General features: G+C 71.4%; 17 protein-coding genes. 11 read left to right on the top strand and 6 right to left on the bottom strand.

Annotated features, from left to right (window positions below):
• The first annotated feature begins 69 nt into the window (after positions 1-69).
• On the top strand, positions 70-1,428 hold the full coding sequence (locus NUT86_RS04815) for a chloride channel protein (protein WP_274733626.1): 1,359 nt from the start codon (positions 70-72) through the stop codon (positions 1,426-1,428).
• A gap of 30 nt (positions 1,429-1,458) precedes the next feature.
• Here NUT86_RS04815 and NUT86_RS04810 read toward each other — a convergent pair whose 3' ends face one another.
• Both NUT86_RS04810 and NUT86_RS04805 read right to left on the bottom strand, forming a co-directional pair.
• Positions 1,459-2,127: a formylglycine-generating enzyme family protein gene (locus NUT86_RS04810; RefSeq protein WP_274733624.1), complete on the bottom strand. Its 669-nt coding sequence runs from the start codon at positions 2,125-2,127 to the stop codon at positions 1,459-1,461.
• Positions 2,128-2,188: 61 nt separating this feature from the next.
• Positions 2,189-3,220, bottom strand: coding sequence for a PHP domain-containing protein (locus NUT86_RS04805; protein ID WP_159491018.1), 1,032 nt, complete (start codon positions 3,218-3,220; stop codon positions 2,189-2,191).
• Positions 3,221-3,977: 757 nt separating this feature from the next.
• On the opposite strand from NUT86_RS04805, the gene NUT86_RS04800 reads away from it, so the two are divergent.
• The 5 genes from NUT86_RS04800 to NUT86_RS04780 all read left to right on the top strand — a co-directional run bounded on the left by NUT86_RS04800 (position 3,978) and on the right by NUT86_RS04780 (position 10,918).
• Positions 3,978-4,205, top strand: coding sequence for a hypothetical protein (locus NUT86_RS04800; protein WP_018091740.1), 228 nt, complete (start codon positions 3,978-3,980; stop codon positions 4,203-4,205).
• A gap of 178 nt (positions 4,206-4,383) precedes the next feature.
• Positions 4,384-5,193, top strand: coding sequence for an HlyD family efflux transporter periplasmic adaptor subunit (locus NUT86_RS04795; RefSeq protein ID WP_018091741.1), 810 nt, complete (start codon positions 4,384-4,386; stop codon positions 5,191-5,193).
• Positions 5,190-7,475, top strand: a complete 2,286-nt coding sequence (locus tag NUT86_RS04790) for an NHLP family bacteriocin export ABC transporter peptidase/permease/ATPase subunit (RefSeq protein WP_018091742.1) — start codon at positions 5,190-5,192, stop codon at positions 7,473-7,475. The genes NUT86_RS04795 and NUT86_RS04790 overlap by 4 nt, the downstream gene beginning before the upstream one ends.
• A gap of 1 nt (position 7,476) precedes the next feature.
• Complete coding sequence (locus NUT86_RS04785) at positions 7,477-10,359, top strand: NHLP bacteriocin export ABC transporter permease/ATPase subunit (protein WP_274733618.1); 2,883 nt, start codon at positions 7,477-7,479, stop codon at positions 10,357-10,359.
• A gap of 100 nt (positions 10,360-10,459) precedes the next feature.
• Positions 10,460-10,918: a Crp/Fnr family transcriptional regulator gene (locus NUT86_RS04780; RefSeq protein WP_018091744.1), complete on the top strand. Its 459-nt coding sequence runs from the start codon at positions 10,460-10,462 to the stop codon at positions 10,916-10,918.
• A gap of 178 nt (positions 10,919-11,096) precedes the next feature.
• Here NUT86_RS04780 and NUT86_RS04775 read toward each other — a convergent pair whose 3' ends face one another.
• Positions 11,097-12,362, bottom strand: a complete 1,266-nt coding sequence (locus NUT86_RS04775; RefSeq protein WP_274733616.1) for an MFS transporter — start codon at positions 12,360-12,362, stop codon at positions 11,097-11,099.
• A gap of 139 nt (positions 12,363-12,501) precedes the next feature.
• Between NUT86_RS04775 and NUT86_RS04770 the strand changes: the two genes are divergently transcribed.
• Both NUT86_RS04770 and NUT86_RS04765 read left to right on the top strand, forming a co-directional pair.
• Positions 12,502-13,434: a LysR family transcriptional regulator gene (locus NUT86_RS04770; RefSeq protein WP_274733615.1), complete on the top strand. Its 933-nt coding sequence runs from the start codon at positions 12,502-12,504 to the stop codon at positions 13,432-13,434.
• A complete protein-coding gene (locus tag NUT86_RS04765; RefSeq protein ID WP_274740375.1) occupies positions 13,431-14,360 on the top strand; it encodes an SDR family oxidoreductase in 930 nt (309 codons plus the stop codon). The genes NUT86_RS04770 and NUT86_RS04765 overlap by 4 nt, the downstream gene beginning before the upstream one ends.
• Positions 14,361-14,362: 2 nt before the next feature.
• Here NUT86_RS04765 and NUT86_RS04760 read toward each other — a convergent pair whose 3' ends face one another.
• A complete protein-coding gene (locus NUT86_RS04760; protein WP_274733613.1) occupies positions 14,363-14,824 on the bottom strand; it encodes a hypothetical protein in 462 nt (153 codons plus the stop codon).
• 716 nt (positions 14,825-15,540) lie between these two features.
• Here NUT86_RS04760 and NUT86_RS04755 point away from each other — a divergent pair.
• The 3 genes from NUT86_RS04755 to NUT86_RS04745 all read left to right on the top strand — a co-directional run bounded on the left by NUT86_RS04755 (position 15,541) and on the right by NUT86_RS04745 (position 18,484).
• Positions 15,541-16,614, top strand: a complete 1,074-nt coding sequence (locus tag NUT86_RS04755) for an ABC transporter substrate-binding protein (protein WP_274733611.1) — start codon at positions 15,541-15,543, stop codon at positions 16,612-16,614.
• 77 nt (positions 16,615-16,691) lie between these two features.
• Complete coding sequence (locus tag NUT86_RS04750) at positions 16,692-17,699, top strand: FecCD family ABC transporter permease (protein ID WP_262371188.1); 1,008 nt, start codon at positions 16,692-16,694, stop codon at positions 17,697-17,699.
• Positions 17,696-18,484 (top strand): ABC transporter ATP-binding protein, encoded by a 789-nt coding sequence (locus NUT86_RS04745; protein ID WP_274733609.1) that lies wholly within the window; start codon positions 17,696-17,698, stop codon positions 18,482-18,484. Before NUT86_RS04750 ends, NUT86_RS04745 begins: the two co-directional genes overlap by 4 nt.
• Before the next feature lie 18 nt (positions 18,485-18,502).
• On the opposite strand, the gene NUT86_RS04740 is transcribed toward NUT86_RS04745, so the two are convergent.
• Together NUT86_RS04740 and NUT86_RS04735 are read right to left on the bottom strand one after the other, a co-directional pair.
• Positions 18,503-19,453: an L-tyrosine/L-tryptophan isonitrile synthase family protein gene (locus tag NUT86_RS04740; RefSeq protein ID WP_381684461.1), complete on the bottom strand. Its 951-nt coding sequence runs from the start codon at positions 19,451-19,453 to the stop codon at positions 18,503-18,505.
• A complete protein-coding gene (locus tag NUT86_RS04735) occupies positions 19,450-20,718 on the bottom strand; it encodes a cytochrome P450 family protein (protein ID WP_274733605.1) in 1,269 nt (422 codons plus the stop codon). The genes NUT86_RS04740 and NUT86_RS04735 overlap by 4 nt, the downstream gene beginning before the upstream one ends.
• Positions 20,719-20,973: the final 255 nt, after the last annotated feature.

The following is a 20,973-nucleotide window of genomic DNA, read 5'->3' as shown; positions in this document are numbered from 1 at the left end:
TGGCAGGCTCATCACGGCGGCGGCCCGGGCGGGCGCCGGGGCATCCCCGGTTCCGAGGAGGCGAGGCGCATGTCGGTCGGCCCGGCCGGCCCGGTGGGCGGAGCGCCGACCACCGTGCCCCAGGACCCCTACGCGCTGGTGCGCACCCGCGGATATCTGAAGCTCCTGCTGGTGGCGGCGGTGATCGGCTTCCCGGTCTGCGCCGTCGCGTTCGGCTTTCTCGCGCTGGTCCACGAGCTGGAACCGCTGATCTACCAGGACCTGCCGCGGGCGGTGGGCTTCGCCGGGACGCCGATCTGGTGGCCGGTCCCGATGCTGGTGGTGGCCGGTCTCCTCGTCGGGCTCACCGTCCGGTATCTGCCCGGCGGCGGGGGCCATGAGCCGGCCGACGGGCTGGCGCTCAGCGGGGCGCCGCCGCTGTCCGCGCTCCCCGGTGTCGTCCTCGCGGCCCTGACCTCCCTCAGCTTCGGCGTGGTGCTCGGACCCGAGGCACCGCTCATCGCCCTCGGCGGCGGTCTGGCCGCGGGCGCCGTACGGCTGATGGACCGGGACATGCCGGCGCAGACGGTCGCGACGGTGGGCGCGGCCGGCAGCTTCGCGGCGGTCAGCGCCCTGCTCGGCTCTCCGCTGCTGGGCGCCTTCCTGCTGATGGAGGTGTCGGGGCTGGGCGGTCCGATGCTGGGGATCGTGCTGGTGCCCGGTCTGCTGGCGTCCGGCCTGGGGGCGCTGATCTTCACCGGGCTGGGGGACTGGACCGGGCTCGGTACGTACTCGCTCGCGCTGCACGACATCCCCAGGGCCGCCGGACCGACGATTGCGGAGTTCGGCTGGGCGCTGGTGATCGGACTGGCCGCCGGTTTCGCCGGGACCGGGGTACGGCGCTTCGCGCGGTTCCTCAAGGGACATGTCGTCCGGCACCGGGTACCGGCCACGGTGCTGATGGGCCTCGTGGTGGGCGCACTGGCGGTGGCGTTCGCCGCCGCCACCGGCAAGCCCTCGTCCGAGATGCTCTATTCGGGCCAGTCGGCGCTGGGGTCGCTTTTCCGGGACAGCGCCGGCTACACCGTGGGCGCGCTGCTGCTGCTCATCCTGTGCAAGGGCCTGGCGTACTGCGCCTCGCTCAGCGCCTTCCGGGGCGGCCCCATCTTCCCCGCGCTGTTCCTCGGTGCGGCGGGCGGTGTCGTGCTGTCCCACCTGCCGGGTCTGTCGCTCACCGCGGGCTTCGCGATGGGCGTCGGCGCGATGTGCGTGGCCATGCTCCGGCTCCCGATGACCTCGGTGCTGCTGGCCACGCTGCTGCTGGGGAAGAGCGGTCTGACGGTGATGCCGCTCGTGATCGTCGCCGTGGTCGTCGCCTACGTCGTGGTGCTGCGCCTCACGCCGGCCACCGCACCGGATGCCCCGGCGGCCGCCCCTCACACCGCCTGACGACGAGCGGGAGCCTCGCCGCCGGCCCTGTCAGAGGGAACGCGCGACGCGGAACCCCACGTCGTCGATCCGGAAGGTCGGGTGGCTGCGGCGCCGCACCGAGGCCCGGCAGCTCCAGCGCTCGTCGAACCAGCCGCCGCCGCGCAGCACCCGGTAGCTGCCGTAGACCTCGGCGTCGTAGAGGTCCCAGCACCACTCCCACACATTGCCCAGCATGTCGTACAGGCCCCACGCGTTGGGCTGTCTGCCGCCCACCTCCTGCATCCGCCCGTGCGAGTTGCCGCGGTGCCAGGCGATCTCGTCGAGCCGCCCGTACCGCGCCTCCGTTGTACCGGCACGGCAGGCGTGCTCCCACTCGGCCTCGGTCGGCAGCCGGTACCCGTCGGCGGAGGTGTCCCACTCGATCCGCTCGACGCCGGGGTGCAGGCGGTACGCGGGCGCCAACCCCTCCTGTGCGGACAGGGCGTTGCAGAACCGGACCGCGTCCCACCACGAGACGCCCTCGACGGGGAGCCGGTCGCCCTGCGCGCTGCTCGGCCGCTCGCCGGTGACCTGTGCGTACCGCGCCTGGGTGAGCGGGAACGGCGCGAGCCGGTAGGGCGCGAGCTCCACCGCCCAACTGCGCTGTGTCCGCCGGTCCGACAGCGTCACCCGCCCCGGCGGGACGGCGACCCACTCGTCTTCTGTGCGCATGTCCATGAGGAGGCGAGGGTAGCAACGCCGCTCCGCGCGGAGCGCGGGAGTACGGCGGCGGGCGCGGTCAGCGGTGCGGGGTCCGGCCCGTCCGGGTCCAGGTGGCCAACTGCCGCTCCGTCCAGGTGTTGATGACCCGCTCCGGCGGAACGCCGCACTCTTCGGCACGGGCACAGCCGTAGATCTGCCAGTCCAGTTGGCCCGGTGCGTGGGCGTCGCTGTCGATGGAGAAGAGGGTTCCGGTCTCCAGCGCCTGGCGGAGCAGCCGGCGCGGGGGATCGAAGCGGTCGGGCCGGCAGTTGATCTCCACCGCGGTGTGGTGCTCGGCGCAGGCCGCGAACACCTCTCCGGCGTCGAACTGCGATTCCGGGCGCGGTTTCCCGGTGATCTGCCGCCCGGTGCAGTGGCCGAGCACGTCCACCAGCGGATTGCGGACCGCCTCCAGCAGCCGCCGGGTCATCGGCGCCCTGTCCATCCGCAGTTTGGAGTGCACCGAGGCGACCACCACATCGAGCCGCTCCAGCAGCTCCGGCTCCTGGTCGAGCGAGCCGTCGTCGAGGATGTCGCACTCGATCCCGGTCAGCAGCCGGAACGGCGTCAGCCGCTCGTTCACCTCCGCCACCAGCGACAACTGCTGCCGCAGCCGCTCGGCGGTCAGTCCGCGGGCGACCGTGAGCCTGGGGGAGTGGTCGGTCAGCACACACCAGGCGTGTCCCAGGTCGCGCGCGGCCCGCGCCATCGCCTCGACCGGGCTGCCGCCGTCCGACCAGTCCGAGTGCAGATGGCAGTCACCGCGCAGCGCCCGACGCAGCCGCTGGCCCTGGTCCCCCTCCACCAGCGGCCCGCCCGCCTCCTCCTCAAGGTGCGTCAGATACTCGGGCCGCGCGCCCGCGAGCGCCTCCTCGATCACCCGGGTGGTCTTGGGCCCCAGCCCCTTGAGGCGTCCCAGCGAACCGTTCCGGGCGCGGGTGCGCAGCTGGTCGGCGGACAGCGCGCCGATCACCGTCGCGGCCGTACGGAACGCCTGGACGCGGTAGCTCACCGCTCCCTGCCGCTCCAGCAGGAAGGCGATCCGCTCCAGCGCCTCGACGGGCTCCACGTACGGCTCCTTCCCGGGGCGCCGGCCCCGCAGCGTCCCTCTCACGGTGCCGCAGCCGCTGAGCGGCTGCCACCGGGGTGCCGGTGTTTCCGTCGGTAATCGCCCATTACCGACGGGTCCGAAGACCCTCCGTTATGCGGTTATGTCCGTTCTCCGGTCACTCGATCCGTTTCCATGGAAATGGCATACGGATAGCGGCGATGCGTCCATTCAATACGTTCAAGACCTCAAATAGCGCCCATGAACTCCGGGCGAATCGGGCACACTTAATGCCCATGCAACATTCGGCGCGGCTCCGCCGGAAGCGCGCGCCGGAGGTGTCTGCCCGCACCGCGTCGAGGTGTCGCAAAAATCGGCGGCCTTCAAAAAATCTGCACACCGAATGTGCAGTCGGCACACGGTCTCCTGTGACCCATCCCTACGCTGACCTGCGACTTAGCGCTTTGGTGACGGAATGTCCAGTTCGCCGAACAGGCGCCTGCCGAGGTCCTGGAAAAGAAACCGAAGGAGATGTGAAGAAGCTGCCACCAAGTCATGGACGTGCGTGCACGTCAGGTATTTCAAAGGGGCGATCGCGCCCGGATCTGCGGCTACCCGATTAGCAGCGCAACGCGCCTGCATGCTTTGATCCTTCGCACTGCGGGAGTCACCCCCCGGTTCCCGATTTCGGGAACCCGACTGCCGCTGCTGCGGCCGGGCCCCCCACCGGACGGTTCGGACGCAGCTTTTTCGAGATATTCATCCGAAGGGAATCATCATGAACTCCACCCCCCAGGTTCAGACGCAGGAAATCTCCGACAGCGACCTGGACAACGTGTCCGGTGGCCTCGTCGGCGGCGTGGTCGGCACCGCCACCAGCACCGTTGACTCCATCGCCCCGGTCTCGGGCGCCGTGGGCACCGCCACCGGCCTGGTCGACGGTGTCGCCGGCACCGACACCGCGGGCGTCGTCGGCACCGCCACGGGCCTGGTCGCCGGTCTCTGAGCCCTTCTGTGCCGCTGAGCGGCACAGCCGGCTTTGAACGGTGACAACGGCAGGTCGGCGCCCCCTCCTTGCCGACATGCCGGGCCGGCTGCCCCGGTCCGCCCGGACTCCATCCGGGCGCCGGGGCGCCGGCCACCACCCGTCCGCACCAGATCGTTGCAGTTGAGGGAAGAGTGTCGTGCAGTTCCGCCAACAGGCCCTTTCCAAGCTGCAATCGCCCGAGGAGATCGACCTTCCGGTGCGCTTCGCCCGCCCCCAGGGCTGGCTCGTACTGATCGTCACGGTTCTCTTCGTGGTCGCCGCCTCCGTATGGGCGGTGACCGGCACAGTGTCATCCACCCTGAACGCACCCGGAATCCTCACCCACGGCCAGGGCAGCTACGTCCTCCAGAGCCCCGTCGCGGGCCAGGTCACCGCCGTACTCGCGGAAGAGGGCAAGCGGGTGGCCGCCCACACCCCCGTCCTGAGGGTCCGTACCGCCCAGGGCACCACCACCGTCGTCCGTACGCTCGCCGCCGGCCGGCTGACCACGATGGTCGCCACGATCGGCTCCGTCGTCACGACCGGAGCGGATGTGGCCTCCGTGGAACGCATCGCCCGTGCCGGCGACCCCCTGACGGCGACGCTGTACGTACCGGCCGAGAGCGGCGCCACCGTCCCCGTCGGCGCGTCCGTCGACCTCACCGTCCAGTCCGTGCCGACCCAGCAGTACGGCGTGCTGCGCGGGCGGGTCAAAGCGGTCGGCAGGACCGCCCAGTCACGCCAGCGGATCAGCACCTTCCTGGGCAGCAGCCAGCTCGGCGAGGAGTTCTCGCAGCACGGCCAGCCCGTCGCGGTCCTGGTACAGCTCGACGCCGTCCCGCACAGCAAATCCGGCTACGCCTGGTCGACCTCCGACGGCCCGCCGTACGCCGTCGACTCCATGACGCCGGCCAGTGGCGCCGTCCACCTGGCCGCGCAGCACCCGATCGATTGGCTGCTGCCGTGACCGCCCCCCACGACTCCGCCGCCCCGCAGCAGCAGTTGCCGCCGCCCGTCCGCGGCCGCCACCGCCCGGAGCCCGCGCCCGGGGCCCGCCGCACCCGCCGTGCCGCGCCCGCCCCCAAGCCCAAGAAGACGAAGACCGTCCGCACGCCCACCGTCCTCCAGATGGAGGCCGTGGAGTGCGGCGCCGCCTCGCTGGCCATGGTGCTCGCCCACTACGGACGGCATGTGCCGCTCGAAGAGCTGCGGATCGCCTGTGGTGTCTCCCGCGACGGCTCCCGCGCCAGCAATCTGCTCAAGGCGGCCCGCAGCTACGGGCTGCAGGCCAAGGGCATGCAGATGGAACCGGCCGCGCTCGCCGAGGTGCAGGCGCCCGCCATCCTGTTCTGGGAGTTCAACCACTACGTCGTCTACGACGGCATGGGCCGCCGCATGGGCCGCCGCGGCGTCCACATCAACGACCCCGACAAGGGCCGTCGCTTCGTGGCGATGGAGGACTTCGACACCAGCTTCACCGGTGTCGCCCTGGTCCTCGAACCCGGCGAATCCTTCCACAAGGGCGGCCGCAAGCCCGGCGTCCTCGGCGCCGTGCCCGCCCGGATGCGCGGCACGACCGGCACCCTGCTGGCCGCGCTGCTCGCCAGCCTGCTGCTGGTCGCGGTCGGCGCGGCGGTGCCCGCGCTGAGCCGTACGTACATCGACATGTTCCTGATCGGCAACCAGACCTCGCTGCTGGGACCGCTCTTCGCGTCGATGGCCGCCATGGTCGCGCTGACCGCCGTACTCACCGGTCTGCAACAGGCCAATCTGCTGCGCGGCCGCATCATCTCCTCCACCCTCACCAGCGCCCGCTTCCTGCGCCATCTGCTCAGACTCCCGGTCACCTTCTTCGCCCAGCGCAGCCCGGCCGACCTGGTCCAGCGGCTGCAGTCCAACGACGCGGTGGCCGAAACGCTGGCACGTGACCTCGCCGCCGCGGGCGTGGACGGGATCGTCGTCGTCCTCTACGCCTTCCTGCTGTGGACGTACGACCCCCAACTGACCGTGATCGGCGTGGGAATCGCGCTGCTCAATGTCGTCGCCATGCGGATCGTGATCCGGCTGCGGTCCACCCACACCCAGAAGCTGCGCGCCGACTCCGCGCGGCTGACCAACACCTCCTACACCGGCCTCCAGCTCATCGAGACGATGAAGGCCACCGGCGGGGAGAACGGCTACTTCCGCCGCTGGGCCGGGCAGCACGCCACCACCCTGGAGGTGCAGCAGCGCCTGGGCGTGCCGAGCGCCGCGCTGGCCGTGGTCGCCCCCACCCTCGCCACGCTCAACAGCGCACTGATCCTGTGGATCGGCGGACTGCGGGCCGTCGAGGGCCATATCTCCATCGGTCTGCTCGTCGCCTTCCAGGCGCTGGTGACCCGCTTCACCGCGCCCCTCACCCGGCTCAACGGAGTGGCGGGCCGGATCCAGGACTTCGCCGCCGATGTGGCCCGCCTCAAGGACGTCGAGAGCTTCCCCGTCGACACCCTCTACTCACGCCCCGAGCCGGAGGCCGACACCCGCAGGCTCAAGGGCCATGTGACGCTGGAGGACATCACCTTCGGCTACAGCCCGCTCGACAAACCGCTGCTGACCGGCTTCTCCCTGGCCGTCGGCCCCGGCCGGCAGGTCGCCCTCGTCGGCGGCTCCGGCAGCGGCAAGTCCACCGTCTCCCGGCTGATCTCCGGCCTCTACAGCCCCTGGGAAGGCACCATCCGCATCGACGGACAGCGGCTGGAGGACCTCTCCCGCAGCGCGCTGGCCGCCTCCGTCTCCTTCGTCGACCAGGACATCTTCCTCTTCGAGGGCACGGTCCGCGACAACGTGGCGCTGTGGGACCCGTCGATCCCGGACGACGCGGTGATCACCGCCCTCCAGGACGCCGCGCTCTACGACGAGGTGATCGCCCCTCGCCCCGACGGCATCCACAGCCGGGTCGAGCAGGACGGCCGCAACTTCTCCGGCGGGCAGCGGCAGCGGCTGGAAATCGCCCGCGCACTGGTCCGGCGCCCCAGCATCCTGGTCCTCGACGAGGTCACCAGCGCCCTGGACGCGCAGACCGAGCAGATCATCATGGACAACCTGCGGCGGCGCGGCTGTGCCTGCGTCGTCATCGCCCACCGGCTGAGCACGGTCCGCGACAGCGACGAGATCGTCGTCCTCGACCACGGGGTGGTCGTCGAACGCGGCCGGCACGAGGACCTGGTCGCCGCCGGGGGCCCGTACGCCGAGCTGGTCAAGGAGCACTGACGTGTCCGTACCCCCGCCCGCGGTCGTGGGACCGGGCGACACCGACGCCGTGACCCATGCGCTGGGCAGCCTCGGCACACCCGTCGACTGCACCGGGCTGCGCAGCGTTCCCCTGGAGGGCCCGCATGTGCTGTGGCTCGTCACGGGCGGCTCGCTGGATCTCTTCGCGGTCGACGCCGCCCAGGAAGGGCACTGGCACTTCCTCGGCCGGCTCGAAGCGGGCACTCTGCTGCTCGGCCCGGTCGCCGGCCCGCAGCACACCCTGCTCGGCCGGCCCTCCCAGGACTGCCTGGTGCGCCGCATCCCCCTGCGCGAACTGCCCCGTCCCGAGTACGGCGACACCGGGTCGTATCCGCAGTACGGCACGCAGGGCGGCTACGGCTACGACCCCGCGTACGACGTCCAGGGCGAGGCGCCCTCCCCGCTGGAGCACGCCTTCGCGCTGGGCACCGCCCGCAGCCTCGGTGTGCTGTTCGAGGCACCGCTCGACGGCCGGCCCGGCGATGACGCGGTGGCCGACGACGACATCCTGTGGATGCCGGTCCCGCCCGGCAGCGTGCAGTACGGCGCCTCCTACAGCGCGGAGGCGGCCGGCGATCTGCTGGTCGACCCCGAGCTGTGGCAGCAGATGGTCAATCAGCAGTACCGGCTGCTGTCCGCCGTCGACCGCTGGATCGAGCAGCTGGAGCGCGCCCACGAGGACCGTACGGCGGCCGGTATCAAGGCGGGCGAAACCGTCCGCGAGCGCGCCGACCAGGCGCTGCTGGCGTCCATCGGCCGGCAGGACCGGGCCGGGCGCGGCAGCGCCGGGACCGACCGGACCGGCGATGACACCACCTTCGCGATCTGCCGCACGGTCGCGGAGGCGGCCGGCATCACGCTCACCGAGCCACCGAAGGGGAGCGCCGTCAACGACCGGATCACCCCGGTCGAGCGGATCGCGGTCAGCTCGCGGATCCGGACCCGCGCGGTCCGGCTCCAGGGCCGCTGGTGGCGCACCAACACCGGGCCCCTGGTGGGCCACCGCGCCAAGTCCGGTGCCCCGGTGGCGCTGCTGTGGCGCCGCGGCCGCTATGAGGCGGTCAACCCGGTCTCCGGTCTGCGGATGCGCATCGGCAAGGACAACGCCGACGAATTCGAAGCGCGCGCCGTGATGTTCTACCGCCCGCTGCCGGAGCGGCCCATGAGCCTGTGGCGGCTGATGCTCTTCAGCCTGCGCGGCACCCGTATGGACGTCCGCAATCTGGCCCTCAGCGGACTGGTGACCGTCGGCCTCGGCGCACTCGTCCCCATCGCGACCGGCAAGGTGCTCGGGGAGTACGTACCGAGCGCGGACAAGAGCCTGATCGTGCAGGTCTCCCTGGCCGTCATGATCACCAGCATTGTCTCCGCCGCCTTCATGCTGCTGCAGAACCTCACCGTCCTGCGGATGGAGGGGCGCATCGAGAGCGCCCTGCAGCCGGCCGTGTGGGACCGGCTGCTGCGGCTGCCGACGAAGTTCTTCACCGAACGCTCCACCGGAGAGCTGGCCAGTGCCGCGATGGGCATCAGCAGCATCCGGCGGGTGCTGTCCGGCCTCGGTCCGGTGGCGGTGCAGTCCACCACCATCGGCGCGATGAACCTGGTGCTGCTGCTCCTCTACAGCGTGCCGCTGGCGCTGGCGGCGGTCGCCATGCTGCTCGTCATCGGGGCGGTGTTCCTCGCCATGGGCCTGTGGGAGCTGCGCTGGCAGCGACGGCTGGTCAGGCTCGGCAACAAGCTCAACAACCAGGCGTTCCAGACCCTGCGGGGACTGCCCAAACTGCGGGTCGCCGCGGCCGAGAGCTTCGCGTACGCGGCCTGGGCCCGCGAGTTCGCCCGCTCCCGTGAACTCCAGCAGAAGGCCGGCCGGATCAAGAATCTGACCACCGTCCTCAACGCGGTCTATCTGCCGCTCTGCTCGCTCACCCTCTTCATGCTGCTGGCCGGTCCGGCCCGCGGCACCATGTCGGCCGCCTCCTTCCTCACCTTCAACACCTCGGTGACCATGCTGCTGACCGCGGTCACCCAGATCACCGGCGCGTTCGTCTCGGCCGCCGCCGCACTCCCGATGTTCGAGCAGATCAAGCCGGTGCTGGACGAGAAGCCGGAAGTACGCGGGGCCAGTGCCCAGCCCGGCACCCTGGCCGGCGGCATCGAGGCCAAGAAGCTCTCGTTCCGCTACACCGACGACGGCCCGCTCGTCCTCGACGATGTCTCGCTGCGGGTCCGGCCGGGCGAGTTCGTGGCCGTCGTCGGCCCCAGCGGCTGCGGCAAGTCGACCCTGCTGCGGCTCCTGATCGGCTTCGACAAGCCGTCCTCGGGCAGTGTGCTCTACGACGGCCAGGACCTGGCAGCCCTGGACCAGGCGGCGGTGCGCCGTCAGTGCGGCGTCGTCCTGCAGAACGCACAGCCGCTCACCGGATCGATCCTGGACTGCATCTGCGGCGCCGAGGCCTTCACCCAGGAAGAGGCCTGGGCGGCCGCCGAGATGGCGGGCCTGGCCGAGGACATCAAGCGGATGCCGATGGGCCTGCACACCATGATCTCCGGCGGTGGCGCGATCTCCGGCGGTCAGCGGCAGCGCCTGATGATCGCCCAGGCGCTGGTCCGCCGCCCGAAGATCCTGTTCTTCGACGAGGCCACCAGCGCCCTGGACAACGAGACCCAGCGCATCGTCATCGACAGCACCCGCAAGCTCAGCGCCAGCCGGCTGGTGATCGCCCACCGGCTGTCCACGGTCATGGACGCCGACCGTGTGATCGTGATGGCGCAGGGCCGGATCGTCGAGCAGGGCGCCCCGGCCGAACTGCTCGCCGACACCGGCGGCCGGCTGCACGACCTGGTGCGACGTCAGCTGACCTGAGACGGGTTCGGGTTCCGGCCCGCCGGGCACCCGGCGGGCCGAGCCTTCCCCCGATCCCCGCAAAGCTCCGCATATCGTGCAGACAGCGAGCGGAGGACGCATGACCACGATCAAAAACCTGTTCGACGAGTTGCCGCCCGACCGGCGCCGGCGGCTGACCGACGTCGCCGTCGAGGTGTCGCTGCCGCGGGCCACCCGGCTCTTCGAGGAGGGCCGGCGGGCGGACCGGTTCTGGATCATCCGCAGCGGACAGGTGTGTCTCGACCAGCACGTCCCCGGGCGCCGGGCGGCGATCGTCGAAACCCTCGGCCGTGACGAACTGCTCGGCTGGTCCTGGCTGTTCCCGCCCTATCTGTGGCACCTGGGAGCGGAGACCGTCGGCCCGGTGGAGGCCGTGGAGTTCGACGCCAGGGCGGTCCGCGACCTGTGCGAAGCCGACCCCGTCCTCGGCCGGGCGGTGTACCGCTATGTGGCCAAGACGGTGGCCGACCGGCTGCACGGCACCCGCACCCGCCTGCTCGACCTGTACGGCCCCCAGGGCAGCGGCCTCGACCCCTGAGCGCCCTCCTGGACAAGCCCGACCCCGCCTTTCCGATCGTCACCCCTTAGGTGTGCTGGTCGGTCGGGCCCGGGGTGTGCTGTTCGGGCCGGGCCAGATCGCATCGGGTCGGCGTCGGCCAAGTCCCGTGCCACGTTGACTGGTTGGGGGGCGTCGACCCGTGTGTCCGCTTCCCCTCTCAATCAGCCGCCACCAAGGGCGTGTCAGGTGCGGCTCCCGGCTCGCGGCGCGGCGTGCGGGCGTGGCGGGGGAGCAGGAGCGGGGTCGTCAGCATGAGGAGACCGGCGAGGGCGATCGCGGTGCGGGGGCCGGCGATGCCGGCCAGCAGGCCCCACAGGCCGGTCATGGCTGCGACAGTCGCCTTGCTGGTGACCGACCACGCCGAGAGAGTGCGGGCGATCCGGTTCGTCGGGACGTGATCGAGGCGGTAGGTGGCGAACACCGGGTTGAACACGCCCATGCAGGTGATCAGCCCGAGCTCGACGACGATGACGAGCACGAGCCCGGCCACACCGGGCCGGATGAAGGCCGGCCCGAGCGACCAGCACGCGCGCAGTGTCCCGGCGGTGAGCATGACCTTGTGCCGTCCGAACCGCGCGACGAGTGGGCGGGCCAGCCGTGATCCTATGAGGCCGCCGACGCAGGGCAGGCCGAACGCGAGGCCGTACTGCCAGGGCGCGAACCCGAGGTCGCCGAGCATGAGGACGGCGAGCAGCGGCGAGGCCGCCATGATCAGGCCGCTGACCAGGACCGTGTTGAAGAACAGGGGCCGCAGGGCCGGGTGGGTCAGGATGTACCGCCACCCTTCGAGCAGGTCTCCTGGGCGGAGCCGCGCCCCGGGCGCCCCGGGGCGCCCGGGGCGCGGCTCACGGCCGCCGATCGCACCGAGCCCCGCGGCTGAGAGCAGATAGCTGACGGCGTCGGCCACGACGGTCATCGCCGGACCGAACAGCCCGATCGAGGCCGTGCCGACCGGCGGTCCGAGCACGGTGGCGGTCCAGTTCGTGGACTCGAATCGCCCGTTCGCGACGAGCAGGTCCTCCGGCCGTACGAGCGCCTTCAGATACGCGCCACTGGCCGCATTGAAGGCGATGTCGGCCGCACCCACGACGACGGACACGACCAGGAGCTGGACGAAACTGAGCAGACCGAGTGCGTACGCGGCGGGGACGCTCATCAGTGCCACGCACCGCGCCAGGTCCATCGCCACCATCACCGGCCGCTTGCGGCGGAACTCCACCCACGGGCCGAGCGGCACCGCCACCGCCGCCCCCACCGCAAGCCCCGCGGCGGCCAGCAACGACACCTCCGCCGGCCCGGCGTGCAGCACCAGGACGGCGATCAGGGGGAACGCGTCGAACGCGAGCCGGGTGCCGAGCGTACTGACCGCATACGACGCCCACAGCCACCCGAACTGCCGCCCCAGCGACCGCCTGACCCCCACGCACACCACACCCCTCGCTCCCGCGGCCGGACAACGCCACGTTGACCGGGGACATCAAAGCCAGCAGCGAGTCGGCTGATCAAACAACCGATGCGCCCGGAGAGCCACAACCAGATGTTGTGCCTCTAGGATGACGGGCGTGGATCTCACTGCCGTGCGCACCGTCGTCGCCGTCGCGGACGCGGGACAGTTCCAGGAAGCCGCCGCCACCCTGTTGATCACCCAGCAGGCCGTCTCCAAGCGCATCGCCGCGCTGGAGAAGGACCTCGGTGTGCGGCTGTTCACCCGCACCGCGCGCGGCGCCCGGCTCACCATCGACGGGCAGGCGTTCCTGCCCCATGCCCGCGAACTCCTCCGTGTCGAGGAGCGGGCCGCCGCTTCGGTGCGGCCCGGAAGCCGCGCGCTGCGCATCGATGTGATCGGCCGGCGGCTCGGGCCGGCGGTTCTGCTGCGTGACTTCCACCGCGCGCATCCCGGGACCGCACTCGATGTGGTGACCACGCTCTTCGACGCCGACGCGGCCCTCGCCGCGGTCCGGTCGGGCACGATCGACGCGTCGTTCCGCGCGGTCACCCTGCCCGCGCGGCAACTCCCCGACGGCGTCGAGTCCGCCCGGGTTTTCGATGAGCCCATCCAACTCCTCACCGGGCCGGCCCATGAGTACGCGGCCGCCCGCGCGGTCACCCCGGCGCAGCTCGCCGGGCACCGGATCTGGATGCCCGGCGTCATCGCCGGTACCGAGTGGGCCGCCTACTACGACGAACTCGCCGCGGAGTTCGGCCTCACCATCGAGGCGACCGGCCCCGACTTCGGCACCGAGCCGCTCCTCGACACGATCGCCGACTCCGCCTCGCTGGCGACCTTCGTCGGCGCACAGACCCGCCTGGTCTGGCCCGCCGACCAGGACTTGCGGCGCGTGCCCGTACACGGCCCGACTCCGGTCTACCCGCACTCGCTGATCTGGCGCAGCGACAACCCGCACCCCGCCCTCACCACACTCCGCACCTACCTCGGCGCCACCCGGCCCGCCCACCGCGACGACGGAACATGGACACCGGCATGGGCGCGATGAAGGTCCTGGTCATCGGCGGCAGCGGGTTCCTGGGGACGGAACTCGTGCGCCAGGCGACGGCTGCGGGCTGGGAGACGGCCGCGACGTACCACTCCCGCCCCGGCAGCGTTCCCGGAGCCTCGTGGTATCCACTCGACCTTCGCGCCCCCGGGCACATCGACGAGCTACTGGCCACGGTCGCCCCCGACGCCGTCATCAACGTCACGAGCGGAGAGAGCGACTGGGCGGTCACCGCCGACGGCTCGATCCGCGTGGCGATGGCCGCGACGAGACGCGGTTGCCGGCTGGTCCATGTCTCCAGCGACGCCGTGTTCTCCGGCTCCCGTATTCATTACGACGAGTCCTGCCTGCCCGACCCGGTCACCCCGTACGGCGCGGCAAAGGCCGCCGCCGAGACCGCTGTGCGGCTCCTGGCACCGGCCGCCGCGGTCGCCCGCACCTCATTGATCATCGGAGACGGCGGATCCGTGCACGAGCGCCTGGTGCACGCCCTGGCTGCCGGCACACGTGACGGCGTCCTGTTCACCGACGACTTCCGCTGCCCCGTGCATGTCGCAGACCTGGCCTCCGCTCTGCGGGAACTCGCCCTGTCCGACCGGCCCGGGATGTGCCACCTCGCCGGAGCCGACGCCCTCAGCCGCCATGAACTCGGCGCTCTCATCGCCCGGCGCGACGGGCTCGACGCCACCCGGCTGCCTGCCGGGCGCCGGGCCGACACCCGTATGCCCGGGGCCCTCGACGTCCGCCTCGACAGCCGCGCCACCCAGCGGCATGTACGCACCCGGCTGCGTGGCGCCCGGGAGTTCCTCCACGTCCGCTACAGCGCGCGGCGTAACGAGGATCCGAACGAGATGCCCTGGACGCCCCCGCCCGCTGACAGCTGCGGACCCGGCTCCTCGGCTTCGCAGGCCATGGCAGGTGAATGAAGTCAACTGCTCTTAAGGCGGCCCAGCATGAGCGAGAGGGCATTGACCGCGTCGTCGCGGTTCTGCTCCTGGGCCCCGGACGCGCGGTTGATGAACGACTGCAGTACGAACTGTCCTTTGCGGCCTGTGAGAAGCGTGTATTCGGCGTCTACCTTCTGGCCATCGGCACTGGAGCTGATGTGACCTTCCTCGGCCACCAGGGCATCAAAACCCTTCAGGTCAGGAATGGCGACTTCGTGGACATTGTCGTACTGCGTCTTGCCTCCGGCATCGCTCATTTTCGGGCATCTCTGCATGGGCTCGCGCTGCCGGGCAATGCCGCGCTTGGCAGAGTTCGCTTCTTTATAGGCGATGAATGCAGAGTAGGAAAACGCCGTGTCACCTGGTTCTTTGGCGTTGCGCTGCAGCGCAGCGAGTGCACCAACCGGCGACTCCGTCGTGACTTTGCAGTCTTGGTCGATCACTACCCAAGTCAAACCAGTGCTCTGATAGGGAGAATCTCGAACAAATGTACCACCCCAATCCTTGGGTGTCAGTGTCACGCGTTTCGCGAGATCGCTGGCTGCCGCAGATGAACTGACGCTCGGGACCGGGGAGGAGCTACCTGAAGGTTCACCCTCGTCTTCGCCGCCGCTGAACGCGAGCGCGAGGGCAATCACAGTAACGGCAACGACCGCACCGATGAGTACAAGTGGAGTGCGCCACCGGTGCTGCCGAGGGGGCTGCCGCCGGGGCCGCCAAGGAGGCGGCTGATTGGGCGGTGGTTCCCCGCTGAGGGGTCCGCTGGGCGGGCCGATTGGCGGTTGGGAGCTCACATACCTCCTGTACCACCCCTGGCCGAATTGTTGCATCACCGCGCCGACGTTCACCTGACTGACGTGCGAGGCTGCCGCCCCACCCGGCACATCCGTCGTCATCGACCAGCCTTCCGATGCTGTGATGACGCGTCACCTTTTTCGCTCCCGCGGCGGCGAGGAGTGCGGCCGCCCGTTGGCACCGGGGTGGGGCCTGCCGGTGTTCGTACGGGATACCTCCGGCCGAAAAGGACGCGGTCGTCCTGGAACCGCCCCCGGTGCCCGGCCGACTACCTGTGCCGGGTCGCGTCTGCGGCCCGCCGGACGCCGATGCGGCCGGTGACACGGCCGGTCAACCGGCTGGTGAGGCATAGGGGAGAAGCGCCATGCGTCCTTGGAAGTTGTGCGGTGTCGCGGTAGTTGTCGCGCTGGCCGCCACCGCGTGCGGCAGCGGAGCGGGCGGCGGGCCGGGCACGGACCAGGGCGCGCCGGGAAAGGGCGGGGCCGGATTCCCCGTACGGGTCGCCGACTGCCAGGGCGCCACCACCACGTTCGCCGCCGCGCCGCGCCGGATCGTCACCAGCAATGCCGCCGCCCTGGAGATGCTGCTGCGGCTGGGCGCGGGTGACCGGGTCATCGGGACCGGATTCCCGCCCGGCAAGGGCACGTTGCCCGGTGGTCTGGACGACAGGGCCCGGAAGGTGCCGGTGCTGTCGAAGTCCGTGATCCCCAAGGAGAAGCTGCTCGGATCGGGCGCCGATCTGTACATCGATTCCTTCGCGGCGATGAAGACCATGGGCGGGGCCGGTGACGCGCCGACCGCGGAGGAGTTCACGGCGGCGGGGATCAAGCACCTCTACCTGGCGTCGACCGCCTGTGCGCCGATGGCCAAGAAGCCGCAGCGCGATCTGTCCGGCGTGGAGGCGGACATCAAGCGGCTGGGCGCGGTGACCGGCACCGCCGAGCGGGCGGACGCCCTCGTCGCGGGGATGCGGGCGAAGACCGGCAAGGTGCGCCGGGCCGTGGGCGATATCCCGCCCGGCAAGCGGCCGACGTACTTCTTCTTCGACTATGACGCGGGAACCAAGCAGCCGGTCGCCGTCTGCCGCAAGCAGGTGGCCAACGCCGTGATCGGCCAGGCCGGGGCGCGCAATGTCTTCGAGGGCTGTGACGGGGACTTCAAGCCGGTCTCCTGGGAAGACGTGGTCGCCAAGAACCCGGACTGGATCCAGCTCGGGGTCCGCAATCGCGGCGATGCGGCGGCCAACGCCAAGGCGTACGACGAGGCCGCGGCGTTCCTGAAGAGCTTCCCCGCCACCAAGGGGCTCGCGGCGGTGCGGAACGAGAAGTTCCTGCGCATCGGCTCGGAGCGGACGACGATCGCCGGTGTCGGCAACGCGGACACCGTCGAGGAGATCGCGCACACCATCCACCCCGCACGCTTCAAGGCGGCGCGGTAGTGGCCACGACGGTCGCCCCTCCGCACGGATGCGAGGAGCGGGCCGAGGGGGCCGGGCGACGGGCCCCGCGCGCCGGGCTGCTGGCCGTGGGGCTCGGTGTCGCGCTGGTGGTGGCCCTGACGGCGGCGGTCTCCCTGGGCGCCACCGATATCGCGCCCGGCCATGTCTGGTCGGTGGTGTTCCGGCGGCTCGGCGGTGCGCCGCCCCGGCCGGGCACCGACGACCTGATCGTGTGGCAACTGCGCGTTCCCCGCGCCCTGTTGGCGGCACTGGTCGGGGCGGGACTCGGCCTGGTGGGGACCGCGACCCAGGCGCTGGTGCGCAATCCCCTGGCGGACCCGTATCTGCTGGGGATCTCCAACGGCGCGTCGCTGGGCGCGGTCACCGCCATCGTGCTGGGCGTCACGGCCGGTGGAGGCCTGGGGCTGGGGCTCTCGGGGGCCGCGTTCGCCGGTGCGCTCGGCTCGTTCGCGCTGGTGTGGTGGATGGCCCGGCGCGGCGGGGGATTCTCGCCCCTGCGTCTGGTGCTGGCCGGTGTGGGGGTCGGACAGTTCCTGTCCGGCTTCACCAGCTACCTGGTGCTGCAGGCCGGCGATGAACAGCAGACCCGTAGCGTGCTGTTCTGGCTGATGGGCAGCCTGAGCGGGGCCACCTGGCGGGTGCTGTGGCTGCCGGCGCTCGCGGTCGCCGCCGGCCTGCTCGCCCTGCAGGCCCGGGCCCGCGCCATGAACGCACTGATCATGGGCGATGAGACGGCGGCCGGGGTGGGCGTCGACGTCACCCGGCTGCGCCGCGAGCTGTTCGTGGTGGCCGGTCTGCTGACCGGTGTGCTGGTCGCGGTCTCCGGGGCCATCGGTTTCGTGGGCCTGATGGTGCCGCATCTGTGCCGGCTGCTCATCGGCGGCGACCACCGCCGGCTGCTGCCACTGTCCGCGCTGACCGGATCGCTGCTGCTGGTGGTCGTGGACCTGGTGTGCCGGACGGCCATGGACACCCAGGAACTGCCGATCGGCGTGGTCACCGCGATGATCGGGGCGCCCGCCCTGCTGTTCATCCTGGACCGGCGGCTGGAGGCGGACCGGTGAACGTCGAGATCGAGGAGCTGCACGTCGGCTACGCGGGACGCGATGTCGTCGCCGGAGTGCAGCTGATGGCGGCGGCCGGCGAGATCGCCGGGCTGGTCGGCCCCAACGGCAGCGGCAAGTCCACCGTGCTGCGCACCGTCTACCGGCATCTGCGGCCCACCGCCGGACGGGTCCTGCTGGCCGGGACCGATATCCGCACGCTCTCACCGGGCCGGACCGCACAACAGGTCGCCGCGCTGCCCCAGGAGCGCGGCAGCGACTTCGAGCTGACCGTGCGCGAAGTGGTGAGCATGGGCCGTACGCCCTACAAGCGGGCCTTCGCCGGAGAGGACCGCACCGACCGGGAGACCGTGGCCCGCGCGCTGGCCGCCGTCGGCATGGCCGGACAGGGCGCCCGCCGCTTCTCCACCCTGTCGGGTGGTGAACGTCAACGGGCGCTCCTGGCACGGGCGTTCGCCCAGGACCCGGAGGTGCTGGTGCTGGACGAACCCACCAATCACCTCGATGTACGCCACCAGGTGGAGCTGCTCGCGCTGCTGCGCGCGCAGCGCCGTACCACGCTGATCTCGCTGCACGATCTGAACGCCGCGGCGTCCCTGTGCGACCGGCTGCATGTGCTGCACGCGGGACGGGTGGTGGCGTCCGGAACGCCCCGTGCGGTGCTGACACCGCGGCTGCTGGCCGAGGTGTTCGGGGTGCGCGCCGCGGTGACCGACCATCCGCTCACCGGGGACCCGTTGATCGCCTTCGACCACCGGGAGCCGCTGCCCGCCGACGGCGGGTGACGCCCACCCCGCGCTCCCTCACCCGGCCATGAAGTGGCTCGGCCGCCCCTGGCGACACACCAGCCGGCCGAGCCGCTCGGCATCCGCCCGGTGCATCAACTCCCGCCTCCCGTCGGCATGTTCGAGCACACAGGAGTGCCAGGGCGTCAGCCACGCATCGGGCGCTTCGAGCAGCCGGATGCCGAACTTGGCCGAGCCCCGCGGCTGCGGATGGATGGAGAGCCGGACCGTCCCCGGATGGTGCGCGGCGATCAGCTCGCCCCAGGCGCGGCTGCGCTGCATCACCCCGTAGGCGCGCCGGCGGCAGCTGCGCTGCAGCGCCGAACGGGTCCCCGCGAAGGCGACGGAGTCCTCGAAGAGGAAGCGGGTGATGCCCTGGTACAGCCGCCGGGTCGGCTCGTCGCTGCGGGTCAGGGACCGCAGGGTGTCCAGGCCGGGGGCGTAGCGCTCGTGGACCAGGGACCGCTTGGCGTCGTGCGACAGCCGCTGCCCGTAGACATCCCGCAGATCGAAGACGTCGAGCCGGGTCAGGCCCTCGTCGTGGATCAGTGCGCGCAGCGCGTCGGCGTACGCGTCGATGTCACGGTCGGGCACCTGGATGAGGTCGCTGAAGACATGTCCGTCCGAGCAGATGACCACCCGGGCCCCGGGCGGGTGGTGAGCCGCGATGCGGGCGCAGAGCGCGTCCAGGAAGCGCAGTGCCAGCCGTTCGCCCTCGTCGGGGAGGTGGCCTAACACCTTCGCCGGGTTGGGCGACTTGCAGGGGAAACCCGGCAGGGTGAACACGATCGGCTCGCCCGCCGCCACCGGCACGGCGAGCTGCCCCAGCTGGGCGGGGAAGCAGTCGGGGGTGTCCCCGTGGCCGGTGTCCAGGGTGCGCCGGTAGGGCAGCAGCGCGGCGAGCACCTCGGCACAGCGGGCGAGGTCGTCGGAGGGCGCCACCGGACGCGGTGGCGCCGGGCTGGTCAGCACGCGGCATCGGGCCCGTTCGCGCCGGACCCCGCGTACGGGCAGCTGCCGTAGCTCACCGGCAGCCGGCCGACACCGCGCGCCAGGACCGCCGGGGTCCACTCCAGCTCGTCCTCCGGGACGGCGAGCCGCAGGTCCGGCAGCCGTCTCAGCAAGGTGCCCAGGGCGATCTGGAGTTCGATACGGGCGAGCGTGGCGCCGGGGCAGAAGTGGATGCCGTGGCCGAAGGCGAGATGGGGATTGGGGGTGCGGTCGAAGTGCAGGGCGTCCGCATCGGGGAACTGCCGGGAGTCGCGGTTGGCCGCGCTCAGCGAGACGATGACGGAGTCGCCCGCCGGGATCCGGGTGCCGTGCAGCTCGGTGTCCTCGGCGAAGAACCGCCAGGTCGTCAGCTCGAAGGCGCTGTCATGGCGCAGGAGTTCCTCGACGGCGCGGGGCAGCAGCTCCGGTCGGGCGGCCAGTTCGGCGAGACGGGCGGGGTGGCGCAGCAGGGTGACCAGCGCCGTGGTGATCTGGTTGGTGACCGGTTCCTGTCCCGCGACCAGCAGTTGGAAGACCATCGAATCGAGCTCCTCCTGGCCGAGCCGGTCCGCGTCGCGGGCGGCCACCAGCCGGGAGAGCAGATCCTCGCCGCGCTCGGCGCGTTTGTGGCGGACCAGATCGGCGATGTACTGCTGCAGCCCGCGCAGCCGCGCCTCGTACGCCGGGCGGCCCGAGTCCTCGGGTCCCACGGGCTGGACGACCTTCCCCCAGTCCCGGTCGAAGCGGTCCGCGAACTCCTCGGGAAGTCCGATGACTTCGGCCAGCACCTGGAAGGGGAAGCGGGCGGCGAAGAGCTCGACCAGGTCGGTGCCGCCGCTGTCCGGGAGCCCGTCGAGCAGGGCATCGGCCATCACCTGGAAGCGGGGGCGCAGCGCCTCGACGCGCTGCGGTGCGAAGGCATCGGTGATCAGCCGACGCAGCGCGGTGTGCCGCGGCGGGTCCTGGTGGAGCAGATGCACTTGGAGCTGGGAGTGCTGGGGCTCGGGCATGATCGAGGCGCGGGCCCGCCAGGCCGCGTTGCCCCGCGAGTGGTGTTTGCCCAGCCGGGGATCGGTGAGCGCCTGATGCGCGGCGTCGTAGCCGGTGACGAGCCAGGCACACACCCCGCTGGGGAAGCGCACCCGGTGGACCGGGCCGCGCTCCCGCAGCTCGGCGTACAGGGGATAGGGGTTGCGTTTGTACTCCGGTCCGTACAGTTCGACGGGATCGGACGACGGTGACACGACGGTCTCCTCAACGGCAGGGGTACGGCGCCCGGTTGGCGCGGCGTTGGAGAGGTCGGGCAACGGGCGTGCCGAGTTCCCGCCGGGGAAGGTGATTTCGGCCGGATGCGGGAGAAGCGCGGCGACGCGGGGTGCACCGCCCAAACCCAGTTAGTCGGGCCCGGCGCCCGGTGGGTTCCGGCGGCGGAACGGGACAAACCTCACGTGCTCACAAGGCCCCGATCGCCCGCTCGGCGCCACCGTCAGCTGCCACGA

Origin of the sequence: Streptomyces sp. G7(2002) (assembly GCF_028870195.1) — a bacterium.
GTDB lineage: Bacteria > Actinomycetota > Actinomycetes > Streptomycetales > Streptomycetaceae > Streptomyces > Streptomyces nigrescens.
The sequence above is the reverse complement of the archived record's forward strand: the minus strand, read 5'-3'. Positions and strand labels throughout refer to the sequence as shown.

Bases quoted from the DNA above. Each gene is read 5' to 3' on its own strand.
- NUT86_RS04765 (WP_274740375.1), top strand. From the start codon at position 13,431: ATGAAGGTCCTGGTCATCGGCGGCAGCGGGTTCCTGGGGACGGAACTC.
- NUT86_RS04800 (WP_018091740.1), top strand. From the start codon at position 3,978: ATGAACTCCACCCCCCAGGTTCAGACGCAGGAAATCTCCGACAGCGAC.
- NUT86_RS04780 (WP_018091744.1), top strand. From the start codon at position 10,460: ATGACCACGATCAAAAACCTGTTCGACGAGTTGCCGCCCGACCGGCGC.
- NUT86_RS04810 (WP_274733624.1), bottom strand. From the start codon at position 2,127: ATGGACATGCGCACAGAAGACGAGTGGGTCGCCGTCCCGCCGGGGCGG.
- NUT86_RS04815 (WP_274733626.1), top strand. From the start codon at position 70: ATGTCGGTCGGCCCGGCCGGCCCGGTGGGCGGAGCGCCGACCACCGTG.
- NUT86_RS04755 (WP_274733611.1), top strand. From the start codon at position 15,541: ATGCGTCCTTGGAAGTTGTGCGGTGTCGCGGTAGTTGTCGCGCTGGCC.